Genomic DNA, 25,060 nt, shown 5'->3' on the forward strand with positions numbered 1-25,060 from the left:
GCGGCACTACGCTCCTGAGCATGAGCGACCAGCACATCCACCAGAGCTTCGAGACCCGCGCGATCCACGCGGGCAACACCGCCGACCCGCTGACCGGCGCGGTCGTCCCGCCCATCTACCAGGTGTCCACGTACAAGCAGGACGGCGTGGGCGGGCTGCGCGGCGGCTACGAGTACAGCCGCAGCGCCAACCCGACCCGTACCGCCCTGGAGGAGAACCTGGCGGCCCTGGAGGGCGGCCGGCGCGGCCTCGCCTTCGCCTCCGGCCTCGCCGCCGAGGACTGCCTGCTGCGCGCGCTGCTGGTCCCCGGCGACCACGTCGTCATCCCGAACGACGCCTACGGCGGCACCTTCCGGCTCTTCGCCAAGGTCGTCGAGCGCTGGGGCGTGGACTTCTCGGTCGCGGACACCTCCGACGTCGCCGCCGTGCGGGACGCGATCAACGACCGTACGAAGCTGGTCTGGGTCGAGACCCCCTCGAACCCGCTCCTCGGCATCACCGACATCGAGGCCGTCGCGGGCGTCGCCCGCCAGGCCGGCGTGAAGCTCGTCGTCGACAACACCTTCGCCTCGCCCTACCTCCAGCAGCCGCTGGCGCTCGGCGCGGACGTCGTCGTGCACTCGCTCACCAAGTACATGGGCGGCCACTCGGACGTCGTCGGCGGCGCCCTGGTGACGGCCGACGCGGCCCTCGGCGAGGAGCTGGCGTACCACCAGAACGCGATGGGCGCGGTCGCCGGGCCGTTCGACTCGTGGATCGTGCTGCGCGGCATCAAGACCCTCGCCGTGCGCATGGACCGGCACAGCGAGAACGCCGAGAAGGTCACCGAGATGCTGACCCAGCACCCGAAGGTGACCCAGGTCCTCTACCCGGGCCTCCCGGAGCACCCGGGCCACGAGATCGCCGCCAAGCAGATGCGGTCCTTCGGCGGCATGATCTCCTTCCGCGTGCAGGGCGGCGAGGAGGCGGCCGTCGAGGTCTGCAACCGCGCGAAGCTCTTCACCCTCGGCGAGTCCCTGGGCGGCGTCGAGTCCCTCATCGAGCACCCGGGCCGGATGACCCACGCGAGCGTCGCGGGCTCCGCCCTGGAGGTCCCGGCCGACCTCGTCCGCCTCTCGGTGGGCATCGAGAACGCCGACGACCTGCTCGCGGACCTGCGGCAGGCGCTGGGCTAGGACCGGCGGCAGGCCGGTCCGGCCGAACCGGCGGACGCACGACGGCCGGGTGCGGCCCCCGAGGGGGTGCGCCCGGCCGTCGCCGTGTTCCGGCGTGCTCCCGTGTGCTTCCGCGCTTCCGTGCGTCCTCAGGCCGGGACCTTCTCGTCCTCCAGCTCCGCGCGGACCATCGCCCGCAGCTCGGGGGTGTCCTCGTGGCCGTGGACGGAGACCGCGTGCTCGGCGGCGGCCCGTACCACTTCCTCCTCCTCACCGGTGATGGTGAGGGTGCAGTTCATGACGCTCGGCGTCCTGCGGCAGTCGGCGACTTTCCTGGTCATGACAGCCTCCTCGGCACCCGTGCGCGTGCCGTCTCCCTCCAGCCTAGGACCGTTCGCGCCGGGCTTCGAGCGGCGGGCGGTCAGGAGGCCGGGGACGACTCGCCCTCGGGAGCCGTGCCGGGCGCGGTCCCGCCCGCGCCCCCCGACTCCGCCGGCGCGTGCCCCGTGTGCGCCGACTGGCGTGCGGACAGGGCGGTGTTGAAGCGGGTGAGCAGGGTGCAGAAGGCCTCGCGCTCCTCCGGCGTCCAGCCCTCCGTGACCTCGACCATCAGCCGGCGGCGCGAGGCGCGGACCTCCTCCAGCCGCGCGAGTCCGCGCTGCGAGAGCTGGAGGACGACCGCCCGCCCGTCCTCCGGGTGCGACGTGCGCTTCACCAGGCCGGTGTCCACGAGCGGGGCGACCTGGCGCGTCACGGTCGAGGAGTCGATGCCCATGCCCGCCGCGAGCGCCTTGACGCCCATCGGGCCTTCCTGGTCGAGCCTGTTGAGGAGGAGGTACGCGGCCCGGTCCATGGAGTTGCGGAGCTGGCCGGTGCCGCCGAGGCGGGTCTGCTCGGCCCGGCGCGCGAAGACGGCCACCTGGTGCTGGAGGGCGTCGAGGAGACCGGGGTCGAGAGCGGTCGTCATGTCCTGGGACGGGGGCATGGCTGTGGGTCTCTCTCGTGCGGGAGCGGTCGGACGGTGGGGGACAGAGTACGCGGACCCGAGGGGGTCCGTACCGGGCCCGTCCAAACCCGTTCGGACACCCGCCCGCCGGGCGGTCACCAAGGCTGTGAGCTGCGAGACTTGCTGTCATGAGCTTCCGTACACCACGCCCCTTGCACCGGCTGATGCTCGACGACGTGCGCGGCGCGCAGAAGATGCTGTCCGGGGTGGCCCGCGTGACGGCGATGGAGGGCAGCCGCCACCTGTCCTCCCTGGTCGGGGCGCCGGTGCACCTCAAGTGCGAGAACCTCCAGCGGACCGGCTCCTTCAAACTGCGCGGGGCGTACGTGCGGATCGCCGGGCTGCGGCCCGAGGAGAAGGCCGCCGGGGTCGTCGCCGCCTCCGCCGGCAACCACGCGCAGGGCGTCGCGCTCGCCTCCCGGCTGCTCGGCGTGCGCGCCACCGTCTTCATGCCGGTCGGCGCCCCGCTGCCGAAGGTCGCGGCGACCCGGGAGTACGGCGCCGAGGTCCGCCTCCAGGGGCAGGTCGTGGACGAGACGCTCGCGGCGGCGGAGCGGTACGCGCGGGAGACCGGCGCCGTCCTCATCCACCCCTTCGACCACCCCGACGTCATCGTCGGACAGGGCACGGTCGGCCTGGAGATCCTGGAGCAGTGCCCCGAGGTCCGCACGATCGTGGTCGGCGTCGGCGGCGGCGGTCTCGTGGCCGGCATCGGGCTCGCGGTGAAGTCGCTGCGCCCGGACGTGAAGGTGATCGGCGTGCAGGCCGAGGGCGCCGCCGCCTACCCGCCCTCGCTGGCCGCCGGGCACCCGGTGGTCGTCGAGTCGCCGGTCACGATGGCCGACGGCATCAAGGTGGGCCGCCCCGGCGACGTGCCGTTCGACCTGGTCAGGGAGTACGTGGACGAGGTCCGCACGGTCTCCGAGGACGCCCTCTCCTCCGCGCTGCTGCTCTGCCTGGAGCGCGCCAAACTGGTCGTGGAACCGGCCGGTGCCAGCCCGGTCGCGGCCCTGCTCTCCGACCCGGAGTCCTTCCGGGGGCCGGTGGTCGCGGTCCTCTCCGGCGGCAACGTCGATCCGCTCCTCCTCCAGCGCGTGCTGCGGCACGGCATGGCCGCCGGGGGCCGCTACCTGAGCCTGCGGCTGCGCGTGACGGACCGGCCGGGGGTGCTCGCCTCGCTCCTCGCGGCCCTGACGGTGGTCGATGCCAACGTCCTGGACGTCAGCCACGTACGGACCGACCCGAGGCTCGGGCTGACCGAGGCGGAGGTCGAACTGCACCTGGAGACGAAGGGCCCGGAGCACTGCCGGGAGGTGACGGAGGCGCTGCGGGACGCGGGCTACACGGTCCTCGGCTGACCTCTCGTACGCGCGTGGCTCCGCACGCCCCGCACCCGCCGGACCCCGCCGTACCCCTCTGACCTCGGCTTGTGGCGCGAGTCACAAATTCGCTGGGCGCGGCCCGTCCCCGAAACCTAGGATCGGTGGGAAAAAGTCCCGATCCATGGGGAGTGACCCACATGCCAGGCGCGATCTACGCCGAAGGTCTGGTGAAGACCTTCGGCGACGTACGAGCTCTGGACGGGGTGGACCTCGACGTGCCCGAGGGCACCGTCCTGGGCCTGCTCGGCCCGAACGGCGCGGGGAAGACCACCACCGTGCGCGTGCTGACGACCCTCCTGCGGCCCGACAGCGGACGGGCCGTCGTCGCCGGCATCGACGTCCTCGCGCACCCCAACGAGGTGCGCCGCTCGATCGGACTCTCCGGCCAGTTCGCGGCCGTCGACGAGTACCTGACCGGCCGCGAGAACCTCCAGATGGTCGGACAGCTCTACCAGATGAAGGCGAAGGCGGCGAAGGCGCGGGCGGGCGAGCTGCTCGACCGGTTCCACCTGGCCGAGGCCGCCGACCGCCCCGCCAAGACGTACTCGGGCGGCATGCGGCGCCGGCTCGACCTCGCGGCGGCCCTCGTGGTCTCCCCGCCGGTCATGTTCATGGACGAGCCGACCACCGGCCTCGACCCGCGCAACCGGCAGGAGCTCTGGGAGGTCATCAAGGAGCTGGTCGCCGGCGGCACGACCCTGTTGCTCACCACCCAGTACCTGGAAGAGGCCGACCACCTCGCCCACGACATCTGCGTGGTCGACCATGGCCGGGTCATCGCGCGCGGCACCTCCGACCAGCTCAAGGCCCGGACGGGCGGCGAGCGCGTCGAGGTCGTGGTCCGCGAGCGGGAGATGCTCGCCGGCGCCCGGGAGGTCCTGGGCCGCTACGGCGCCGAGGGGGCCGGGGGCACCGGCCGCGGCGAGGTCTCCGTCGAGGAGCACACCCGCATGCTGACCGTCCCCGTCACCGGCGGCGCCAAGCTGCTGGCCGAGGTCATCCGCGACCTGGACGCCGTCGGCGTCGGGATCGACGACATCGGCCTGCGCCGCCCCACCCTCGACGACGTCTTCATCTCCCTCACCGGCCACGCGGCCGAGCGGGAGGAGGCGGAGGAGGACGGCGCCGGGGACCGGCAGGGCGGCCGCGGCCGCAAGCACCGCACGAAGGCGGCCGAGAACGCGGAGGCCGCCGGGTCCGCCGGGGACGTGAAGGAGGAGGCGCAGTGAGCACCGTGACCACCGAGGCCCCGACCCGGGCCCCACGGCCGCGCGGAGGAGTCGCCCAGTCCTTCGGCGACTCCCTCGTCGTCGCCAAGCGCAATCTGATCCGAATGACCCGGATTCCCGAGATGATCCTCTTCGGGGTCATCCAGCCGGTGATGTTCGTGGTGCTCTTCACGTACGTCTTCGGCGGCTCGATGGCGATCGGCGGCACCCTCGATCCCGACGTCTACCGGGACTTCCTGATGGCGGGCATCTTCGCGCAGACCGTCACCTTCGCCACGGCGGGCTCGGCGGCCGGCATCGCCGACGACATGCAGAAGGGGATCATCGACCGCTTCCGCTCGCTGCCGATGGCGCGGGGCGCCGTCCTCACCGGCCGCACCGTCGCCGACCTCGCGCAGACCTCGGTCACGCTGCTCGTCCTCGCGATCGTGGCGCTGCTCGTGGGCTGGCGCACCGGCTCCGCCGAGCCGACCAACGCCGGCAAGGTCCTGGCCGGCTTCGCCCTGCTCCTCCTCCTCGGTTACGCCTTCACCTGGATCGGGGCCCTGATCGGCCTCTCCGTCCGCACCCCGGAGGCCGCCACCTCGGGCGGCATCATCTGGCTCTTCCCGGTCACGTTCATCTCGAACGCGTTCGTGGACTCGGACCAGATGACGCCCTGGCTGCGCCACATCGCCGAGTGGAACCCGTTCAGCGCCACCGTCCAGGCCTGCCGGGAGCTGTTCGGCAACCCCGGCGTCTCGACCTCGGACGCCTGGCCCATGCAGCACCCGGTCTGGGCCTCCATCATCTGGTCGGTCCTGATCATCGTCTTCTTCCGCACCCTCGCGGTCCGCAAGTACCGCTCGGCGGCGTCCTGACCCCCGGGCCCGCAGGGGGCCCGGGTGCGCCGGATCAGGGCAGGTAGCCCGAGACGACGAGGCCGCCGGGGAGCGGCAGGAAGGCGGCGCCCCCGGCGACCAGCGGCTCCCCGGCGACCTCGGCGGTGAAGCCGGGGGGCAGGCTGAGCCGGTAGGACGCGTACTCCCGCTCGCCGGCGGACAGGAAGGGGCCGGCGGCCGGATAGGTCCGGATCTCGTCCTCGCTCGTGGTCACGACCCGGTCGCCCGCCAGGTGGACGCGGTCGGCGGAGGTGCCCGCCACCCGCCACCGCTCCCGGCCGCTCGCCAGGTCGTACGCGAAGAGCGTGCCCTGCGCGTCGACGACGGCGACGAGCCCGGCGGCGTTCACCGCGGGGCCGGCCGCGACCTCGGAGCCCAGGGTCCGCACCGTCCGCAGCGTCCGCGGGTCGAGGACCCCGACGGCGCCGTCCTGCCGGGTGGAGCAGAGCACGGTGCCGCTCTTCTCGTGGACGACGAAGCCGCCGCAGTACTCCGCCCCGCGCGCCGTCTCCTTCCCGGTGCCGGCGTCCAGGGACACCGGCGTCGCGCCCACCGGGACGAGCACCCGCCCGGCCCCCGCGACCGGCTGCTCCGGCAGGCCGTCGAGCGGCGAGCGCCACAGCTCCTTCCCGTCGCGCAGGCGCACGGCCGTGACCAGGCCGGTGCGCTCGTCGCGCACGTTGACGTACGTGGAGTAGAGGACCCCGTCCCGCAGGTCGGTGCCCTTCACGGCCCAGTCGTCCCCGGGCCGGGGGACGCGCCGCCGTTCCTTCCCGTCCGAGAGCCCGTACGCGACGATCCCGTCGGGCCCCGTCACGTACGCCGTGTCGCCGACGACCGCCGGGTACTGCGGCGCGCTGCGCAGCCCCTCGCCCCGGCCCGGCACCTTCCACAGCTCCTTGCCGTCCGCCGCGCCCAGGGCGGTGACCGCGCCGCCGTTCCCCGGGCAGACCAGGACCTTCGGGGAGAGCGCGCAGGCGCCGCCGTCCGGCTCCCCCTCGGCCCGCCAGGGCGACCAGCCGGCCGGGCGGGAGGCCCGGTCCGTACCGGCCGCGCCGAAGTCGCCGGCCCGGCCCGTGCCGCCGTACGGCAGGACGACCCGGCTCAGCGAGGCAGGGGCCGGAGCCGGGGTCGAGCCCGGGGGCGCCGACGCGGCCGACGCGCCGGCGGAGGGCCCACCGGACGCCCCCGGGCCGGCCTCCTGCCCGCCCGTCCGGTTCAGGAGCACCGCGCCCGCCGTCGCCAGGACGGCCACCGCCACCGCGCCCGCCACCAGGGCGCCCCGGCGGCGCGGCCGGCCCGCCGGGGCGGCGGCCGGGACCGCCGGCCGGCCGGTCACCGCCGTGGGGGAGTACGGCACCACGGGACCGAGCGTCGGCAGGTCCGCCACGCCCGCGCCCGAGGCCGCCGCCTCCCCGACCGCCCGGGCCGCCTCCCGGCACTCCGCGACCAGCGAGAGGACCCCGCCCGGCCACGGGAAGGCCCCCGGAGCGCCCCCGCCGCCTTCGCCGTCGCGACCGTCTTCGCCGTCGCGACCGCCGAGGAGCACCGCCAGCTCCGCCGCCGGGGGCCGCTCCCCCGGGTCGAGCCGCAGACAGCGCTCCAGTACGGGCCGCAACTCCCCGGGAACACCGTCCAGTTCGGCCTCCGCCCGGCTGATCCGGTAGATCACGGCGGCCATCTCGTCGTCGTGGAACGGCCCCCGGCCGCTCGCCGCGAACGCGAGCACCGCCCCCAGGCAGAACACGTCCGACGCGGGCACCACCGCCCGGCTCCCCACCAGGTGCTCCGGCGACATGAACCCCGGCGAGCCCACCACCAGGCCGGTCGACGTCAGCGCCGTCGCCTCGAAGGCCTGGGCGATCCCGAAGTCGATCAGCTTCGGCCCGGCCGCGCCGAGCAGCACGTTCGCCGGCTTCAGGTCCCGGTGCAGCACCTTCACGCCGTGCACGGCCGCCAGGGCCCGGGCGAGCGCCGCCCCCAGGGCCCGTACGGCCCCGACGGGCAGCGGACCGGTCCGTACGACGGCCTCGGCGAGCGAGGGGCCCGGCACGTACTCGGTCGCCAGCCACGGCGAGGGCGCGTCCGGTCCGGCGTCCACCAGCCGCGCCACCCCCGGCCCGTCCACGGTCCGCGCCGCCGCGATCTCCCGCCGGAACCGGGTCCGGAAGTCCTCGTCGACCTCCAGGTCCTCCCGGACGGTCTTCACCGCGACCATCCGGTGCGGATCGGCCGTCGGCGCGTCCGCGCGGCAGGCGAGGTGCACCTCGCCCATGCCGCCCGCGCCGAGCCGGGCGAGCAGCCGGTACGGGCCGACGAACCGGGGCGGCCGCCCCTGGGGCAGGGCTTCCAGCAAGGGACTCACTCCTTCTCTTCGGCGGCCGGGCCGGCCGCCCGGTCAGGGGCCGTGCCCAGGGCCTCGCGGGGAAGCTCGACGGAGACGACGACCCCGGTGTCGTACACGACGTGGGCCACCCCGCCCAGCGGCAGCACCAGCGGCGGCCGGATCTCCCGGCCCAGGTGGGTCCCGCCCGAGCGGTCGTACTCCTCCTCCGCACGCGGGCCGGGCGCCCCCGGCACCGGCACGACCCGCTCCTTCCCGGGCCTGCCGTCCTCGCCGATCGGCACCACCCGCAGGGCCGAGTAGTCCGCGTACACCAGCGCGCTCCCCGTGAGCAGCGGAGGGGAGACGAGCTGCCGCCGCCCGTCCGCCGCGAGCGGAGGGATCGGGTAGTGGCCGAGGCGCCCGCCGGTGGCCGGGTCCAGGACGTACACCCCGTCGTGCGCGCCCGTGTCCCTCCTGTCCACCCAGCGCGCGGGGCCCGCGTCGAGGACGACGGCGGCGCGGTCGGAGACGGCGGTCGGCCAGGCGCCCGACTCCGCGACCCCGGCGGGCACCGCGAGCGGCCCCGACCCGGTGGCCGCGAGCGTCACGGCGTCCAGGCGGTGGAGCACGAGCGGGGCGTCGTTCCCCGCGTCGAGCGGCGCGCAGTAGGCGTACCGGCCCCGGACGAGCAGGGCGTCGCACTCCTTGGCCTCCGGCGGCACCTGGCCGCGCTGGTCGCCGGTCTTCGCGTCGTACGCCACGAAACCGGCGTCGCTCATCGCGTACACCAGCCCGTTCGCGGCGGCGACCGGCTCGAAGTCGCGGAAGTCCACCCGCGCGAGGTCGGCGTTGGTGAGCGCCTTGGACCACAGCTCGCGCCCGTCGGCCAGGGCGAAGGCCGTCATCCGGCCGCCGGCGTCGTCGCCGGTCGGGACGAAGACCGTGCCGTCGGCCACGACGGGCCGGGTCGCGAGCCCGCCCCCGGACGGGCCCTCCTTCTCCCAGCGCACCGCGCCGCTCCGGGCGTCCCGGACCTGGAGGCGCCCGCCGGAGAGCAGGACGGCGTACGGGCCGTGGACGGCGGGCACGGCGGTGCCGCCCGCGACGAAGACGCCGCCGGTGGGGCCGATGAAGCTCTGGTCGTCGCGCGGGTCCTCGACCAGGTCGGCGGCCCACAGCCGCTTCCCGCCCGCCGGGTCCAGCGCCTCGTACCGGCCGTCCGTCGTCCGGCAGACGAGCGCCGCCTCGCCGGCCGAGCAGCCGAACGCCGGCGCGCCCAGCTCCGCCCGCCAGGGCTTCCAGCCGGCCGGGCGCTGGGCCGCGTTCTGCGCGACGAACCCGGACCCGTCGGCCGGGCCCCGGTCGTCGACGCCCGGCACCCGGGGGCCGGCGGCCTTCACGGGCGCCTTGTCCTTCCCGCCGCCGCCCCCGCCGCCGTCCTCCGGCCACAGCAGGTACGCGCCGGTGCCGCCGGCCGCGACCACCAGGGCCAGGGCGGCGGCGAGCAGCCGCCCCCGGCGCGGCCGGTCGCGGCCGACGGGCGCGGTGGGCGGGTACACGGGGTGCGGGGCCCCGGGGGCGAGCGTCGGTACGGAGTGGAGGCCCGGGACGTCCGGCACGACGACGGGACCGAACCCGGCCGGCGCCTCCAGGAGAGGCCCGCCCGACGCCACGAGCTGCGCCAGCTCCCTGCCGTACTCCCCGATGTGCTCCCGCACGCCCTCCGGCCACGGGAAGGCCTTCGCGGGGGCCGGCCCGAGCAGCTCCGCGAGCCGCTCCGGGGACGGCCGGTCCGCCGGGTCCGCGGCCAGGCAGGCGGCGAGCGTCCCGCGCAGCTCCTCCGGCACCCGGGACAGGTCGGCCTCGGCCTGCGAGACCCGGTAGAGGACGGCCGCGAGGGGGCCGTCGCCGAAGGGGTCCTCGCCGGTCGCCGCGTAGCAGAGCAGCGAGCCGAGGCAGAAGACGTCGGAGGCGGCCGTGACGCGCCGGGCCCCGGCCACGTGCTCGGGGGACATGAAGGAGGGGGTGCCGACCATCACGCCGGTGGCGGTCATGGTGGTGGCGGTGCTGCTGCGGGCGATGCCGAAGTCGATGAGGCGGGGGCCGTCGACGGAGAGCATGACGTTCCCCGGCTTCAGGTCCCGGTGCAGCACCCCGGCCCGGTGCAGGTCGGCCAGGGCGCGGGCGATCCCGGCGCCGAGCGCGCGCACGGTGCCGACGGGCAGCGCCCCGCCGCGCCGCACCGCCTGCGCGAGGCTGGGCCCGGGGACGTACTCGGTCGCCAGCCAGGGCGTCCCGGCGTCGGCGTTCCCGCCGACGGGCGCGGCGGCGTACGGGCTGTCCACGAGCGAGGCGACCCTGATCTCCCGCCGGAACCGGTCCCGGAAGGCGGGCTCCCCGGCGACGTCCCGCCGCACGGTCTTGACGGCGACGAAGACGCCCTGGACGGGCGCGACGGGCCCGCCACCGCCGCCCGGGTGCGAGCCCGGGGAGGTCTCCGGGAGCCCCGTGCCCCGGGCGAGGAACACCTCGCCCATGCCGCCCGCACCCAGCCGTGCGAGCACTTCGTACGGTCCGATCCGGCGCGGCGCGTCCGCGCGCAACGGTCCCAGCATCTCGTCGCCCCCCTGTGACGTGTCGTCAGCGCGGCCTCATCGTACGGAGGCGCGCGCACGACGGAGGGCCGGACCCCGCGGGGTCCGGCCCTCCGTGGAGAAGCGGGGGTCTCAGGCGGTGTACGGCTTCGCGCTGAGGATCTTCACCTTGGCCTTCTTGCCGTTCGGCAGCTCGTACTCGGCGTCGTCGCCGGCCTTCTTGCCGTTGAGGCCGACGCCCAGCGGGGACTGCGGCGAGTAGGTCTCGATGTCACCGCTCGCGTACTCGCGGGAGGCGAGGAGGAAGGTCAGGGTGTCGTCCTCGTCGCCGTCGAAGGCGATCGTGACGACCATGCCGGGCTCGACGATGCCGTCGTCCGCCGGGGCCTCGCCCACCTTGGCGTGCTGGAGCAGCTGGGTGAGCTGACGGACCCGGAGCTCCTGCTTGCCCTGCTCCTCCTTGGCCGCGTGGTACCCGCCGTTCTCGCGCAGATCGCCCTCTTCGCGCGCGGCGGCGATCTTGGCGGCGATCTCGGTACGCGCGGGACCAGACAGGTACTCAAGCTCGTCCTTGAGCTTGTTGTACGCCTCCTGGGTGAGCCAGGTGACGTTGTCGCTGGTCTGGGTCACAGGTGCTCCTCGTAGGTACTGGGAATACAAAGCATCGCCCTACACGGGAATGCTGTGCTGTCCCGGGTGGGCGAAACCACGAGCCTAACAATGAGTGGCGAAAAGCGGGAGGACATAAACCACGGAATGGCGTCACCCCAGGTCACGGTGGTGACCCGCCGGGACTCGTCACCGGCTCCCTACCCACCGCTACCGGGTCGTACACCCGATCAGTTCGGCGCTCGTCGCGTGGGCGGTGGTGCGGAGGGAGAAGACCTGGTCGACCCGGGCGGCGGGATCGTCGATCCGCACGTCCTTGCGGGCCACCTCGGTCCCGTCCTCGGAGCGGGAGCGCAGCGTGCAGACGCCCTCGACGCCCTCGTCCTTGCGGACCTCCAGGTGCACCTGGACCTCGGTGGCGCTCACCACGTCGAACTTGATCAGCTCGGCGCTGATCCTGCTGTCGACCACGTAGTACCAGCCGAACCAGCCGAGGAGACCGAGGAAGAGGACCCCGAGGACCGACCCGACGATCCTGAGCTTGCGGTCGGCCCGCTCGTCCGCGGAGCGCCCGTAGCGCCCCTCGGGAAGCTGCTCTCGCACCGCGCTCATGATCGATCCTCTCGAAGCCGGGGGGTGGCGGAATTTTCGGCCCCCCGATTCCGTCACTATAGAGACCCCCCTCCACGACCAATCACTGAGGATCGAGTCTTGACTGACCAGCTGCGACTGATGGCCGTGCACGCCCACCCCGACGACGAGTCCAGCAAGGGTGCGGCCACGATGGCCAAGTACGTGTCCGAGGGGGTGGACGTCCTGGTGGTGACGTGCACGGGCGGCGAGCGCGGCTCGGTCCTCAACCCCAAACTCCAGGGCGACCCCGAGATCGAGGCGAACATCCACGAGGTGCGCCGCAAGGAGATGGACCGGGCCCGCGAGATCCTCGGCGTCTCCCAGGAGTGGCTGGGCTTCGTCGACTCGGGCCTGCCCGAGGGCGACCCGCTGCCCCCGCTCCCCGAGGGCTGCTTCGCCCTCCAGGACGTGGACGAGGCGGCCGGCCGGCTGGTCCGCAGCATCCGCTCCTTCCGTCCGCAGGTCGTCACGACCTACGACGAGAACGGCGGCTACCCGCACCCCGACCACATCATGACCCACAAGATCACGATGGTGGCCTTCGACGGCGCGGGCGACCCCGAGGCGTTCCCCGAGGACGAGTTCGGCCCGGTCTGGCAGCCCCTGAAGCTCTACTACAACCAGGGCTTCAACCGGCCCCGCACCGAGGCCCTGCACCAGGCGCTCCTCGACCAGGGCCTGGAGTCCCCCTACGGGGAGTGGCTGGAGCGCTGGAAGGAGTTCGAGCGCAAGGAGCGGACCCTGACCACCTTCGTGCCCTGCGCCGACTTCTTCGAGACCCGGGACCGGGCGCTGATCGCCCACGCCACCCAGATCGACCCCGACGGCGGCTGGTTCCGCGTCCCCATGGAGATCCAGAAGAAGGTCTGGCCGACGGAGGAGTACGAGCTCAGCAAGGCGCTGGTGCCGACCTCCCTCCCCGAGGAAGATCTCTTCGCGGGCATCCGCGACAATGCCTGACATGAGCGCACACCTGGCACTGACCCAGCTTGTCCCCTTCGCCGCCGAAGAGCTGGACAAGAACAAGGTGACCCCCGGCGTCCTCGGCTTCGTCGTCTTCGCGGTCATGGCCCTGGCGGTCTGGATGCTGATGAAGTCGATGAACCGCCACATGGGCCGGGTCTCCTTCGAGGAGGCCCCGGACCCGGCGACGGCACCGGCGACACCGACCGAGGCCCCCAAGAAGTAGCCGACACGCCCCGCCCTCCGGGCCGTACTCCAGCGGTACGCCCCGGAGGGCGCCCGCGCGTCCGAGCGCTCGCCCTGCGCTTTCGCGCCGCGACGTACCCGTGCCGCCGGTGACAGTGAACCCGCGAACCCGGTGGCGGGCGGTACTCGCACCCCCCTGATGATCACGGGCCCCGCACTGCCTTCCCCCGCACCGAACGGTGATCACAGCCGGTATCCGCTCGGGTGCGCCCAGGAGGAATCGGATGTGCCCAGAAGGAAACCGCGACCTCGCACAACCATTCCCCCCACCCACGAGTCCGATCATGCGCGGCACCCCCGTGCCCGCTGTTCTCGTGGGAGTTGACCTTGCGATTCCGCACCACCCGTCCCCGTCTCGCCTCGGCCGTCACGGCAGTCCTCACCGTCACGGCCCTCGGCGCCGGCAGCCTGGCGACGGCGCCGGCGGCCTTCGCGGCCCCCGCCGCCCAGGAGGCCACCGAGACCGGTGCCCTGCCCGTCTTTCCGACGGGCGCCGAGGTCCTGGCCACAGGGCCCTCGGGCTTCCTCACGCAGGACCGGTTCACGTCCGGTGCCGGCGCCCCGACACTGCTCTGGACCCCGTACGGCGGTGGGACACCGACCCCGGTCACGGTGCCGGCCGGTGGCGGGTGGGCCTCGGCCGGCGGCGACGTACTGGCCATCGGCGACGCGCCGTCCGCCCGCGACATGCGCGTGGTCACCCTGCGGAACATGGCCGCTCCGGCCGCCCCGGGCGTGACCTTCGACCTTTCCTCCCTGAACGCCTCCTACGTGACCGTCCTCGGCCCGACGAGTGTCCTCGCGCAGGTGCGGAAGGGCGACGGGGAGGCGGAGTTGCTCGTGGTGACCCGGAACGGCGCCGCGCTCGACACCCGGCCGGTGACCGGTCTGCCCGCCCACGCCCAGCACTTCTGGAGCGACGCGCCGATCGTGAACGGGCAGGTGTTCGTCGGCCACATGGCCAGCAAGAGCGACCCGGTGGCCGGTGGCCGGTCCGTCATCGACATCGCCTCCGGGTCCGTCGTCCTCACGTACGGCGCCGACGAGGGCGGCATCGACTTCAGCCACCTGCTGTTCTCCGAGTCGTACGTGGGCTGGTACGAGCGCGAGGGCACCGCGATCACCCTCACGGCGGTCTCGCGCGGCCAGAACCCGGAGCGGACCGAGAAGACCCTCAGTTCCGCGCAGACCGACCTCACCGCGCTCGCGGGCGACTGGCTCGTCCACGGGAACCCGTGGGCGGGCGTCAGGGCCTACTCCCTGTCCTCCGGCGACAGCCGCCCCGTCAGCAACGCGTCCGGTACGACCGGCCTGGCGGCCGCGGGCGACGGCACCGCGGTGGTCAGCGGCGAACGGCCCGACGGCACCCGCGGCCTGTTCCGGCTGGCGACCGCGGACGACGGCGACCTGACCGTCACCAAGATCGCGGACATGGAGGTCGGCGTCCCGCTGGCCGTCGTGCGGTCCCACGTCCCCGCGACGGTGAACCTCGACAAGAGCGGCGGCAAGGTGGCGCTGGGATGGACGCTGTCGCGCCCCGACGCCACCATGGACGTGACGCTCACCCACATCGCGACGGGCAAGGTCTTCCGCCAGTACCTCGCACCCGTCACGGACGGCACCTCCCGCTTCTCCTTCGACTGGGCCGGCGAGGTCTTCGGACCGAACGCGCCCTACTCGGACGACGCGCCGAACGGCGCGTACACGGTCGCGATGGAGGCCAGGCAGGTCGACGCCATCGGCGAGACCGTCCGGGACACCCGGCGCACGGAACTCAGCCGGACGCCCAACCCGCACGACTTCACGGACAACGGCTCCACCGACGTCCTCGCCCGGGACGCCGCCGGTGTGCTGTGGCGCGACGACCTGCGGGACCGGCCGCTGGACGGCCAGGTCAAGGCGGCCCAGCGGAGCCGGATCGGTGCCGGCTGGAACACGTACAAGCAGATCGAGGCCGTCGGTAACACCGGCGGCGCCGCCCACGGCGACCTGGTCGGCCTCGACGGCTCGGGCGTCCTCTGGAGCTACCTCGGCAAGGGCGACGGCACCTTCACCTCCCGCGTCCGGGTCGGCGGCGGCTGGGGCGCCTACAACAAGATCACCGGTGGCAGCGACCTGAACGGCGACGGCCGGTCCGACCTCCTCGCCACCGACACCGCCGGCGTCCTGTGGCTCTACAAGGGCACCGGCAACTGGTCCGCGCCCTTCGCGTCCCGCGTCCGGGTCGGCACCGGCTGGGGCACCTACAACCAGATCACCGCCACCGGGAACATCGCGGGCGCGTCCGCCGGCGACCTCGTCGCCCGCGACAAGGACGGCGTCCTCTGGCTTTACCTCGGCAAGGGCGACGGCACCTTCGCCCCCCGCATCCGCGTCGGCGGCGGCTGGAACGCCTTCTCCCAGCTCGTCGGCGCGGGCGACCTCGACAACGACGGCCGCCCCGACCTGATCGCGTACGGAGCGGGCGGCACGTACGTCTACCGCTCGACGGGCTCGTGGAGTTCGGCGTTCACCCGCCAGACGACGCCCCTGTACACCGGCGAGGGCACCAAGTTCACCAACATCGCCTGACCCGCACGCCCCAGGGAGGGAACCGCTCCGGTACCGCCCCGGTACCGGAGCGCCCCTCGTCCCACGAACGCCCACGCCGGACACCGCCGGTCACGCCAACCGCTGTGAGAGGCTGGACCGCATGAACCGGCTGGCTGGTGTGACCTCCCCGTATCTGCTGCAGCACGCTGACAACCCGGTCGACTGGTGGCCGTGGGGCCCCGAGGCCTTCGAGGAGGCGCGGCGGCGCGACGTGCCCGTGCTGCTGTCGGTCGGTTACTCCGCGTGTCACTGGTGCCACGTCATGGCCCACGAGTCCTTCGAGGACGAGGCCACCGCCGCGCTGGTCAACGAGAACTTCGTGGCCGTCAAGGTCGACCGCGAGGAGCGGCCCGACGTCGACGCCGTCTACATGGAGGCCGTGCAGGCCGCCACCGGGCAGGGTGGGTGGCCGATGACCGTGTTCCTCACGCCGGACGCCGCGCCGTTCTACTTCGGTACGTACTTCCCGCCCGAGCCCCGCCACGGCATGCCCTCCTTCGGCGAGGTCCTGGCCGGTGTCCGGGACGCCTGGGCCGGGCGGCGCGGGGAGGTGGACGAGGTCGCGGACCGGATCGTGAAGGAGCTCGCCGGCCGCTCCCTCGCGTACGGCGGCGACGGCGTCCCCGGCGAGGAGGACCTCGCGCAGGCCCTCCTCGGCCTCACCCGCGAGTACGACGCCACCCGCGGCGGCTTCGGCGGCGCGCCCAAGTTCCCGCCGTCGATGGTGCTGGAGTTCCTGCTCCGCCACCACGCCCGCACGGGCTCCGAGGGCGCCCTCCAGATGGCCTCCGACACCTGCGAGGCCATGGCCCGCGGCGGCATCTACGACCAGCTCGGCGGCGGCTTCGCCCGTTACGCCGTCGACCGCACCTGGACGGTCCCGCACTTCGAGAAGATGCTGTACGACAACGCCCTGCTCTGCCGGGTGTACGCGCACCTCTGGAAGGCCACCGGCAGCGACCTGGCCCGCCGGATCGCCCTGGAGACCGCCGACTTCCTGGTACGGGAACTGCGGACCCCCGAGGGCGGTTTCGCCTCCGCGCTCGACGCCGACTCCGACGACGGCACCGGAAAGCACGTCGAGGGTGCCTACTACGTCTGGACGCCCGAGCAGCTCGCCGCCGTCCTCGGCCCCGAGGACGCGGCCGTCGCCGCCGCCCACTACGGCGTCACCGAGGACGGCACCTTCGAGGAGGGCAGCTCCGTCCTCCAGCTTCCGCAGGACGCGGGCGTGGCCGACGCCGGGCGGATCGCCTCGATCGCGGACCGGCTCCGCGCCGCCCGCGACGAGCGCCCCCGCCCGGGCCGGGACGACAAGGTCGTCGCCGCCTGGAACGGCCTCGCGATCGCCGCGCTCGCCGAGACCGGCGCCCTCTTCGACCGCCCCGACCTGGTCGAGCGCGCCACCGAGGCCGCCGACCTGCTCGTCCGCGTCCACATGGACGAGGGCGCCCGCCTCACCCGTACGTCCAAGGACGGCCGGCCCGGCACCAACGCGGGCGTCCTGGAGGACTACGCCGACGTCGCCGAGGGCTTCCTCGCCCTCGCGGCCGTCACCGGCGAGGGCGCCTGGCTGGAGTTCGCCGGCTTCCTCCTGGACCTCGTCCTCGACCGCTTCACCGCCGAGGGCGGCGCGCTGTACGACACGGCCCACGACGCCGAGACCCTGATCCGGCGCCCCCAGGACCCCACCGACAACGCCACCCCGTCCGGCTGGACCGCCGCCGCCGGAGCCCTGCTCTCGTACGCGGCCCACACCGGCTCCGAGGCCCACCGGGCCGCCGCCGAAGGCGCCCTCGGCGTCGTCAAGGCCCTCGGCCCGCGCGCGCCCCGCTTCATCGGCTGGGGCCTGGCGGTCGCCGAAGCGCTCCTCGACGGCCCCCGGGAGGTCGCCGTCGTGGGCGACCCCGGCGACGGGGCCTTCCGCGAGCTGCGCCGTACCGCGCTCCTGGCCACCGCCCCCGGCGCGGTCCTCGCCGCCGGCGCCCCCGGCGGCGGGGAGTTCCCGCTCCTGGAGGGCCGGCCGCTGGTGGACGGGCGGCCCGCCGCGTACGTCTGCCGCCGCTTCACCTGCGACGCGCCGGTCACCGGCCCGGACGAGCTGCGCCGGAAGCTCTGAGAAGGGCCCGGAACGGGGACGGCCCCGCCACCCCTCCGAAGAGGGGCGGCGGGGCCGCGCCGTGGCCGTAGCCGGCCGCTCAGCCGTTGCCGGCGCCGTTGCCCGACAGGACCGGGATGTCGCTGAGGATGTGCGACAGCGCCTCGTCGCCCTTGGCCTGGGTGGAGTTCTCGACGCACTGCTGGTTCTGCGGGGAGGACAGCACGTTGATGTCCTGGACGGTGATCGGGACGAGGCCGATCAGCGAACCGGCGTTGACCTTCGCGGGCAGACCCACGCACGGCTTGTTCAGGGAACCCTGGACCAGCGCCAGCTGCGGGCTCATGTCGCCGTGGGTGGCGGAGTTGCCGTACACCTGGCTGGCACCGTTGCCGCTGAGCGAGGTGGTGCCGGTGTCGTCGGCGATCGCGAGCGCCTGCCCGGCACCCGTCGCCGTCGCGCCGAGGACCGTCGCGGCCACAGCAGCCGTAGCGAACAGCTTCTTCATCAGTTCAGGCCTTTCGGATACTGGCTCGCCGATTGCCGAGCCGTGCTGACCAACCGGTGGGAATGAGGAAGGTTCCGGAAAGTCCACCGGACGGACTACGGGCAGATGAGCGAAATGCTTTGCCCCGCACCGCATTTCGAGCCGTTCGCACAGAAGTGCGTGACGCGGCGCGGGGAGGGTGAACAACTCTCCCGTGTCCCTTGTGCAATGATGCGGAAATACCAGCGGAAGGGGCGAAGATGGCGCCGGATCCCGGGAAATGGGAACGAATGGCATTCATTCCGAAGAGCCGGTACGTGAGCGACCCGGCCCCCGCCGACCGCACCCCGTTCCCGGTCTACTCCGCCCTGGTGGCGCAGTGGACGCAGGCGGGTCGCGCGGTACCGGGCATGCCGGACCGGGAGTGGGAGCGCCTGATGGCCGCCCCCGTCTGGCCGCGCTGAACGACGGGGGACACGACGAAAGGGGCTGCTCCCGGGGGAGCGGCCCCTGACGCGTGGACCGGGAACGTCAGTTGTTGCCGACGCCGTTGCCCGACAGGATCGGGATGTCCTCCAGGAGGTGCGACAGCGGCTCGTCGCCCTTGGCCTGGGTGGAGTTCTCGACGCACTGCTGGTTCTGCGGGGAGGACAGCACGTTGATGTCCTGGACGGTGATCGGGACGAGGCCGATCAGCGAACCGGCGTTGAGCTTGGCGGGCAGGCCGATGCAGGGCTTGTTCAGGGAGCCCTGGATCAGAGCCATCTGGGGGCTCATGTTGCCGTAGGTGGCGGAGTTGCCGAACGCCTGGGTGGCACCGTTGCCGCTGAACGAGGTGGTACCGGTGTCGTTGCTGATGGCCAGCGCCGGGGAGGCCACGGCGGCGATGGAGACGGCCGCGGCCGCGGTGGCCATAACCTTCTTGATCACGGGAGTTCCCTTCTAGAACCGGCTCCGTGCAGGGAGCGACCTGATCAACAGGGGCCCGGCCCCGTGGGTTCCGCCGTGTCACCCTCATGGCGGAGCGCGCGCGGCAGCGCGAAGAGCGGCTCCCTACGAACGGGTGAAGCGCCGGAACCTAACCCTCCGAAGCCAGTTGAGCCGGTCGCATCAATCAGGTCGATTGGTGGGAACAGGAACGGAATCACCGTGATCAAGAAGATTGTGGCGGCTGCGGCTGTTGCGGCCTCCGTCGTCGGCGCTTCTGCCGCGGCGGCCTCCCCGGCGCTCGCCATCAGCAACGACACCGGCACCACCTCGCTCAGCGGCAACGGTGCCACCTCGGCGTTCGGCAACTCGGAGACCGCGGGCGACCAGAGCCCGCAGCTGACCCTGGTCCAGGGCTCCCTGAACAAGCTCTGCCTCGGCGTTCCGGTCAAGGGCAACCTCGGCTCCCTCGTCGGTGTCGTCCCGATCACCGTCCAGGACGTCAACGTGCTGTCCTCCCCGCAGAACCAGCAGTGCGCGGAGAACTCCACCCAGGCCAAGGGCGACGAGGCGCTCTCGCACCTGGTGGACGACATCCCGGTCCTCTCCGGGAACGGCATCGGCAACAACTGATCGTCGGCGTGCACGACAGGGCCGGCGGAGAACGGCGACGTTCTCCGCCGGCCCTGTCGCATGTGGTCTTCCGCCTGTTCCGTGCGGGCGATTCCGTGCGGGCAACGGGGTGAAAAGAACACCTCCCGCGTTATTCCGGTTTCCTTCGCGCGGGATGTTCGTTGTGTTGGGTACAGCGGAGGCCGGGGAACTCCCCTCCCCGGGCATCACGAGATCCGTGAGAATTCTTCCGCCGAGGAAAGGATCCAGACGAAATGAACTGTAAGAAGGCTGCGGCCGTCGTCGCCGGAATCATCATGGCCATGGGTGCGGCGTCGCCCGCCTTCGCGGACGCCGACGCGGAGGGTGCGGCCGTCGGCTCGCCCGGCGTCCTGTCCGGCAACGTCATCCAGGTTCCGGTCCACATCCCCGTCAACGTCTGCGGCAACAGCGTGAACGTCATCGCGCTGCTGAACCCGGCCTTCGGCAACGTCTGCGTCAACGACTGACCCGACGCGGTACGCGGACAGACGCGGGGCCGGTCCCGGGGAGCACCCGCTCCCCGGGACCGGCCCTTGCGCGTGACCGCCGCCGGCGCGCCACCGCCAGGGCCTTGCGCAGCAGGTGTACGAGCCAGGCGCGGCCCATCGCGAGCGCGGGCAGCGGGTCGTCGGCCGCGCACCACGCCCACTCGGTCCGCCGCCGCGCCCCGCCGGTCTCGGCCGCGTACCTCCGGCGCGGGACGGCGAGCAGCGAGAGCAGCGCGTAGTTCTCGACCACGAACCGGCGCCCGTACGCGGGGGAGGGCGGTGGTACGGGACGCCCGGTGAGGTCCAGGTGAAGGGCCCGGACCGCGTCCAGGCCGTCCTGGTCGGTGAAGAGCCGGAACTGCGCGCCCGGCCGGGGGTTGAAGTCGAGCAGGTGGTACGCGCCGGTCGTCCGGTCGAGCCGGAAGTCCAGGTCGCACACGCCCCGGTAGCCGAGCGCGTCCAGCAGGGTCCGGGCCGCGCGGTCCACGGCCGGGTTCACGGTCCAGCGGCCCGCGGCGGTGAGCCCGGCCCCGGTGGGCCAGGCGCGCTCCTTGCGCCCGGTCGCCCCGGTCGGGCAGCGGCCGGCCGAGTCCACGTACCCCTGGAAGAACCAGTCCAGGTCCCGGCCCTCGGGAAGGAGCTCCTGGAGCAGCAGCCGGCTGCCGGCCTCCGGGGAGCGGGCGTACAGCTCCCGGACCTCGGCGGGCGAGCGCAGGATCGACGTGCTGCGCAGCCCCGCGCCGGCCGGCAGCAGCCACGGCCGGCTCCACTTGGCGACCACCGGGAGCCCCAGCGCCCGGGCCATGGCGGCGGCCTCGTCGGCGCCGGTGGGGAGCGCGGTACGGGGGTGGGGGAGGCCCAGGGCCGCGCAGGTCTCGGCGAGCGCCGCCTTGTCGGCGACCCGGAGCAGCTGCGCCTCGGTCTGCTCGGGCAGCAGGAAGCGCGGGGCGAGTTCGGCGCGGCGGCGGGCCAGGGCGAGCGCGGTGACGTCGTCCAGCGGGACGGCGAGCAGGGGGGCCGGGGCCCCGCCGGAGACCTCGTCCCCGACCCGGAGGAGGAAGTCGGCCAGTTCGGCGGAGGAGGCGTCGGCGGGGCCGGGGCGGGCCGACCGGAGGTGGCGGGAGCGGGCCACCGGGCTGGTCCGCGATTCGACGACGGCGTGGACCGGAATTCCCGCCCGGCCCAGGGAGCGGACCGCCCCGAGGGTGCCGTGGTGAAAGGGGTTCCGGTCGAGCCGTACGAGGACGGCCGGGACGCGGGTGTCAAAACTCGGCACGGCATGCCCTTCGTCTCGGTGCACCAACCGGGCGATCAAATCCTCTAATGGACCAACGAGCGGAGGAAAGCCGAGTTCACGGACGGCGCATTAGGAATACTTTCGGAACATCCGATTGACGATCTGTCACCTACTGTGCGACGCGGAGGAGCGGCCATGAAAGCTGCAAGCCGGAGAAGTTCGAGAGCATGGCTGGGGGTGTTCACCGCCGGTCTCCTCGCCTCGGGCTCCCTCGCGCTGTCGCCCCCCGCCCACGCCGCGGAGCCCGTGGACGGACGGGAGACGGGGGACGCCGGGGTGACGCGGGAGGCGCAGGACCCCGGGCCGTCGTCGGTCGCCGGCGCCATGGGGGCCTTCCTGTCCTCCGGCGCGTACGGGGTCGCCCGCATCGGCGAACTCGAACGCTGGCTCGGCGGCCGCGAACTCCGCGTCGGCCACACCTACCTGCCCGGCGACCTCTGGAAGAACATCGAGGGACCTCCCGGCTTCCTCGACGCCTGGGCGCGCTGGCGCAACGAGAAGGCCGATCGCCTCTTCGTCCTCAACGTCCCCATGCTGGAGCGCAACGAGGCCCGCGTCCCGGACGCCGAGGTCCGCCGGCTGCTCCGGCTCGGCGCGGCCGGGCACTACGACCACCACTTCAGGACCCTCGCCCGGCGCCTCGTCGAGCTGAGGGCGAACGACACCGTCGTCGTCCTCGGCTGGGAGATGAACGGCATCACCTACACCCACCGGTGCGGGCCCGACCCCGAGGCCTGGAAGCAGTACTGGAACCGCATCGTCGCCGCGATGCGCTCCGTCCCCGGTCAGAAGTTCCGCTTCGACTTCAACCCGAGCCGCGGCCGCGACGCCGTTCCGTGGACCGAGTGCTACCCGGGCGACGACGTCGTGGACATCATCGGCATGGATTCGTACGACCAGCCGCCGGGAAGCAGTTTCGACGAACACGTCGACGAACCGTACGGCCTGCGGAAGCAGATCGAATTCGCGGCCGAGCACGGAAAGCTGATCTCCTATCCCGAATGGGGCCTCTTCCGGAACGGCGACAACCCGGAATACATGCGGCGCATGCTCGAATGGATGGAGCAGCACAAGCCGCTCTACCACACGATCACCGACTACTGCCCGCACGGCGTCTGGCAGTGCGACGAAAACCCGCGGTCGTCACTGGTCTTCCGCCAGATGCTGTACGGGAAGGAGCCGGAGCTCCCGACGCCGGTTCCTACGCCTGTACCGACGCCGGTGCCTACGCCCACTCCCACTCCCACTCCCACGCAGCCCGCGCCGGAACCCGAGCCCGAGCCGACGCCGACCCCGACGCCGTCTCCCACGCAGCCCGAGCCGAAGCCCGCGCCGACGCAGACGACGCCGGAACCCGAGCCGACGCCGACGCCGACCCCGACGCCGTCTCCCACGCAGCCCGAGCCGAAGCCCGCGCCGACGACGCCGGCGCCCACGTCCACGCCGACTCCCACTCCCACCCCCACGCCGACCCCCACACAGCCCGAGCCGAAGCCCGCGCCCACTCAGCCCGAGCCCACGCCCGTGCCCCTTCCCACGCCCGTGCCCCAGACCGACTGCTGGACCGTCGACCTCGGTTCCTGGGTGGAGAGCTGGCTCGGAGGGCCCGTCTGCGTGCCGACGGGCACCCTGAAGGACGAGGTCGACCTCGACTGGAAGGAGGCGCTCAAGGGCGTCTGGCCCTTCTGACCGGCCCCGACCGGGGCGGGCGGCCCTTCATCCGGTCGAGCGCCCGCCCCGCCCAGGCCCGTTCCCGGGCCTGGCGGGCCGCCCAGCTCCGCGCGCCGGCCGCGCCCGCGCGGAGCCAGAGCAGCGGGGCCGTACCGCGCCCGGCGAGGAGCAGCCGGGAGTTGCGCACGGGCTCCGGGCGCCAGTGGTGCTTGTACGGTTCACTGCCCCGCAGCATGCTCAGCGTGGCCCGCCCGCCCGCGCTGGTCTCGCGGGCCCCGTGCCGCAGCAGCATCGTCGCCACGTCCACCTTGCGGTCCCGCAGCGCCGGATCGGCGCCGTACAGGTAGCCGCCGGCCAGGCGCGGCGACATCAGCGTCAGGTCGGCGGCGACCACGTCCCCGGCCAGCCGGAATTCGGTGACCATCGCGTCCCCCCGCTCCACCATGGGCCGCACGGCCCGGTTCAGGTGCTGGGCGAAGCGCTCGCTGGTGTGCTCGGCGGTGACGCCCCGGCCCTGCCACTGGAGCCGGTGGAGCGCCAGGAGCCGGCCCAGGGCGGCCGGGACCTCCTCGCCGGTCACCACGCGCGCGTCGATGCCGAGCGCGTCCAGCTTGCGCAGCTTGGCGCGTACCCGCTGGGCCTTCCCGGAGGGGATCCGTTCGAGCAGGCCCTCCATCGGGACGGCCGGCAGCTCCAGGCACAGAGAGTCGGGCAGCCGCCGGCGCGGCCCCCGCCAGTGGGCGAAGACCCGTTCGCCGGCCGCGCCCGGCCGGACCTCCCGCAGGTCCACCACCGCCCCCCGGGCGGTCCGCGCGACCGCCCGGACCAGGGCGGGGACCGCCTCCGGGCAGCCGTCGTCCAGGAGCACGTCCGTGAAGTCGGTGATCGAGCCGCCGAGCAGGGTGAGCACGGGCAGCGGGCCCCGGGCCCGCATCAGGGGCGCGGCGGCGACCAGCGCGCCGTCCCCGCGCCGTACGAGCACCACCCGCAGCGCACCGGGCCGCCCGTACGAGAGCCACCAGGAGTGCAGCCAGGAGTGGGACTGGAAGGGGGTGGCGGAGGAGCAGCGGCCGTACAGCGCCGTCCACTCGGCCGCGAGCCGCCCGAACCCCTCCTCGTCACGGCAGACCTCCGTCCGCAGGGCGCCCGCGGTCACACCGTCTCCGGCTGGTGCGCGCCGGCCGCCGGGGCGGGCACGGGGGCCCCGGCCCGGCGGGAGTGGCGGGACTCGCCGCGCGCGGCGGCCCGCTTCGGGCGGACGAGGAGGCCCAGGCCGCCGAGGAGGCCGCCCGCGCAGCCGCCGACGAGCGCGGCGAGCGGCGCGGACGGGGAGACCGGGTCGAGGGGCTTCGTGGCGCGGGAGAACTGCACGACCTTCACGCCCGTGCTGGCCGCCACGTGCGAGCTGTCCAGGATGAGCGCCCTGGCCACCCCGTCGGCCATGGACACGGCCTTCGCGGGCCGCTCGGCCCGCGCGGTGATCGAGATCATCGGGGCGTCCGGGGAGGTCTCCGCCGTCACCTGCCTCCGCAGCGTCGCGGCCGTCACCCCGGCCCACACCTGGGCGTCACCGGTCACCGCGATGTCGGTGGCGACCCGCCCGTACGCCTGGGCGAAACCGAGGGCCCCCGCCGGGTCGGACTTCCCGGCCGGTACGACGATGACGTAACTGGTCGCCGCGTACTCCGGCGTCTTCAGGGCTCCGTAGCCGCCGCCGAGCACGGCTCCGGCGAGGACGGCGGCGGGCAGCACCGCCCAGCGGCCGGGGAGACGGAGCCCGGCGGGCGGGAAGGCGCGGGACGGTGTGGTGGTCTTCATGGGTC

General features: G+C 73.7%; 23 protein-coding genes. 12 read left to right on the plus strand and 11 right to left on the minus strand.

All coding sequences use genetic code 11. The features are described from left to right. Nucleotides 1-20 precede the first annotated feature (20 nt). Nucleotides 21-1,175, plus strand: a complete 1,155-nt coding sequence (locus tag CP977_RS21715) for a cystathionine gamma-synthase (RefSeq protein WP_030217059.1) — start codon at nt 21-23, stop codon at nt 1,173-1,175. Nucleotides 1,176-1,303: 128 nt separating this feature from the next. Here the strand turns inward: CP977_RS21715 and CP977_RS21720 are convergent, their stop codons facing one another. Both CP977_RS21720 and CP977_RS21725 read right to left on the minus strand, forming a co-directional pair. Continuing rightward, the gene (locus tag CP977_RS21720; RefSeq protein ID WP_030217063.1) at nt 1,304-1,495 is read right to left on the minus strand and encodes a DUF1059 domain-containing protein; all 192 of its coding nucleotides are present in this window, start codon (nt 1,493-1,495) and stop codon (nt 1,304-1,306) included. An 80-nt stretch (nt 1,496-1,575) separates the two neighbouring features. Beyond that, a complete protein-coding gene (locus tag CP977_RS21725) occupies nt 1,576-2,139 on the minus strand; it encodes a MarR family winged helix-turn-helix transcriptional regulator (protein WP_062752510.1) in 564 nt (187 codons plus the stop codon). A gap of 149 nt (nt 2,140-2,288) precedes the next feature. Here CP977_RS21725 and ilvA point away from each other — a divergent pair, with 149 nt between their 5' ends. From ilvA to CP977_RS21740, 3 genes are all read left to right on the plus strand, one after another. Beyond that, the gene (gene ilvA, locus CP977_RS21730; RefSeq protein WP_062752509.1) at nt 2,289-3,518 is read left to right on the plus strand and encodes a threonine ammonia-lyase; all 1,230 of its coding nucleotides are present in this window, start codon (nt 2,289-2,291) and stop codon (nt 3,516-3,518) included. 161 nt (nt 3,519-3,679) lie between these two features. Next, on the plus strand, nt 3,680-4,771 hold the full coding sequence (locus CP977_RS21735) for an ATP-binding cassette domain-containing protein (RefSeq protein ID WP_062752508.1): 1,092 nt from the start codon (nt 3,680-3,682) through the stop codon (nt 4,769-4,771). Next, nucleotides 4,768-5,631 carry an ABC transporter permease gene (locus CP977_RS21740; protein ID WP_079131054.1) on the plus strand — a complete coding sequence of 288 codons (864 nt, stop codon included), beginning with the start codon at nt 4,768-4,770 and terminating at the stop codon, nt 5,629-5,631. Before CP977_RS21735 ends, CP977_RS21740 begins: the two co-directional genes overlap by 4 nt. Nucleotides 5,632-5,665: 34 nt before the next feature. Here the strand turns inward: CP977_RS21740 and CP977_RS21745 are convergent, their stop codons facing one another. From CP977_RS21745 to CP977_RS21760, 4 genes are all read right to left on the minus strand, one after another. Next, nucleotides 5,666-8,008, minus strand: coding sequence for a serine/threonine-protein kinase (locus CP977_RS21745; protein WP_152370673.1), 2,343 nt, complete (start codon nt 8,006-8,008; stop codon nt 5,666-5,668). Nucleotides 8,009-8,013: 5 nt separating this feature from the next. Continuing rightward, nucleotides 8,014-10,593: a protein kinase domain-containing protein gene (locus CP977_RS21750; protein WP_152370674.1), complete on the minus strand. Its 2,580-nt coding sequence runs from the start codon at nt 10,591-10,593 to the stop codon at nt 8,014-8,016. Between the two features lie 111 nt (nt 10,594-10,704). Further along, nucleotides 10,705-11,202, minus strand: a complete 498-nt coding sequence (gene greA / locus CP977_RS21755; RefSeq protein ID WP_062752505.1) for a transcription elongation factor GreA — start codon at nt 11,200-11,202, stop codon at nt 10,705-10,707. 189 nt (nt 11,203-11,391) lie between these two features. Beyond that, entirely contained in the window at nt 11,392-11,793 is a 402-nt protein-coding gene (locus CP977_RS21760; RefSeq protein WP_062752504.1) for a DUF4307 domain-containing protein, read from the minus strand. Between the two features lie 99 nt (nt 11,794-11,892). Between CP977_RS21760 and mca the strand changes: the two genes are divergently transcribed. From mca to CP977_RS21780, 4 genes are all read left to right on the plus strand, one after another. Then, nucleotides 11,893-12,774 carry a mycothiol conjugate amidase Mca gene (mca, locus tag CP977_RS21765; protein WP_062752503.1) on the plus strand — a complete coding sequence of 294 codons (882 nt, stop codon included), beginning with the start codon at nt 11,893-11,895 and terminating at the stop codon, nt 12,772-12,774. Next, on the plus strand, nt 12,767-13,003 hold the full coding sequence (locus tag CP977_RS21770) for a hypothetical protein (protein ID WP_062752502.1): 237 nt from the start codon (nt 12,767-12,769) through the stop codon (nt 13,001-13,003). The genes mca and CP977_RS21770 overlap by 8 nt, the downstream gene beginning before the upstream one ends. Nucleotides 13,004-13,350: 347 nt before the next feature. Continuing rightward, nucleotides 13,351-15,594, plus strand: a complete 2,244-nt coding sequence (locus tag CP977_RS21775) for an FG-GAP repeat domain-containing protein (protein WP_062752501.1) — start codon at nt 13,351-13,353, stop codon at nt 15,592-15,594. A 121-nt stretch (nt 15,595-15,715) separates the two neighbouring features. After that, nucleotides 15,716-17,734 (plus strand): thioredoxin domain-containing protein, encoded by a 2,019-nt coding sequence (locus CP977_RS21780; RefSeq protein ID WP_062752500.1) that lies wholly within the window; start codon nt 15,716-15,718, stop codon nt 17,732-17,734. 79 nt (nt 17,735-17,813) lie between these two features. On the opposite strand, the gene CP977_RS21785 is transcribed toward CP977_RS21780, so the two are convergent. Further along, nucleotides 17,814-18,221: a rodlin gene (locus CP977_RS21785; RefSeq protein ID WP_183953225.1), complete on the minus strand. Its 408-nt coding sequence runs from the start codon at nt 18,219-18,221 to the stop codon at nt 17,814-17,816. A gap of 269 nt (nt 18,222-18,490) precedes the next feature. Between CP977_RS21785 and CP977_RS21790 the strand changes: the two genes are divergently transcribed. Continuing rightward, the gene (locus CP977_RS21790; RefSeq protein ID WP_229991398.1) at nt 18,491-18,664 is read left to right on the plus strand and encodes a hypothetical protein; all 174 of its coding nucleotides are present in this window, start codon (nt 18,491-18,493) and stop codon (nt 18,662-18,664) included. A 67-nt stretch (nt 18,665-18,731) separates the two neighbouring features. Here the strand turns inward: CP977_RS21790 and CP977_RS21795 are convergent, their stop codons facing one another. Beyond that, nucleotides 18,732-19,130: a rodlin gene (locus CP977_RS21795; RefSeq protein ID WP_152370675.1), complete on the minus strand. Its 399-nt coding sequence runs from the start codon at nt 19,128-19,130 to the stop codon at nt 18,732-18,734. A gap of 219 nt (nt 19,131-19,349) precedes the next feature. On the opposite strand from CP977_RS21795, the gene CP977_RS21800 reads away from it, so the two are divergent. Then, nucleotides 19,350-19,760 (plus strand): rodlin, encoded by a 411-nt coding sequence (locus tag CP977_RS21800; RefSeq protein ID WP_062752498.1) that lies wholly within the window; start codon nt 19,350-19,352, stop codon nt 19,758-19,760. A gap of 254 nt (nt 19,761-20,014) precedes the next feature. Beyond that, nucleotides 20,015-20,248, plus strand: coding sequence for a chaplin (locus CP977_RS21805; protein ID WP_062752497.1), 234 nt, complete (start codon nt 20,015-20,017; stop codon nt 20,246-20,248). On the opposite strand, the gene CP977_RS21810 is transcribed toward CP977_RS21805, so the two are convergent. Next, nucleotides 20,238-21,545, minus strand: a complete 1,308-nt coding sequence (locus CP977_RS21810) for a carboxylate--amine ligase (RefSeq protein ID WP_229991397.1) — start codon at nt 21,543-21,545, stop codon at nt 20,238-20,240. The genes CP977_RS21805 and CP977_RS21810 overlap by 11 nt on opposite strands. Before the next feature lie 156 nt (nt 21,546-21,701). Between CP977_RS21810 and CP977_RS21815 the strand changes: the two genes are divergently transcribed. Next, nucleotides 21,702-23,255 carry a glycoside hydrolase family 26 protein gene (locus tag CP977_RS21815; RefSeq protein ID WP_152370676.1) on the plus strand — a complete coding sequence of 518 codons (1,554 nt, stop codon included), beginning with the start codon at nt 21,702-21,704 and terminating at the stop codon, nt 23,253-23,255. Here the strand turns inward: CP977_RS21815 and CP977_RS21820 are convergent. Then, complete coding sequence (locus CP977_RS21820; RefSeq protein ID WP_152370677.1) at nt 23,233-24,393, minus strand: GNAT family N-acetyltransferase; 1,161 nt, start codon at nt 24,391-24,393, stop codon at nt 23,233-23,235. The genes CP977_RS21815 and CP977_RS21820 overlap by 23 nt on opposite strands. Beyond that, nucleotides 24,390-25,055 carry a YveK family protein gene (locus CP977_RS21825; RefSeq protein WP_062752496.1) on the minus strand — a complete coding sequence of 222 codons (666 nt, stop codon included), beginning with the start codon at nt 25,053-25,055 and terminating at the stop codon, nt 24,390-24,392. The genes CP977_RS21820 and CP977_RS21825 overlap by 4 nt, the downstream gene beginning before the upstream one ends. Between the last annotated feature and the right edge of the window lie 5 nt (nt 25,056-25,060).

This window comes from Streptomyces cinereoruber (genome assembly GCF_009299385.1).
GTDB classification, from domain to species: Bacteria; Actinomycetota; Actinomycetes; order Streptomycetales; family Streptomycetaceae; genus Streptomyces; species Streptomyces bikiniensis.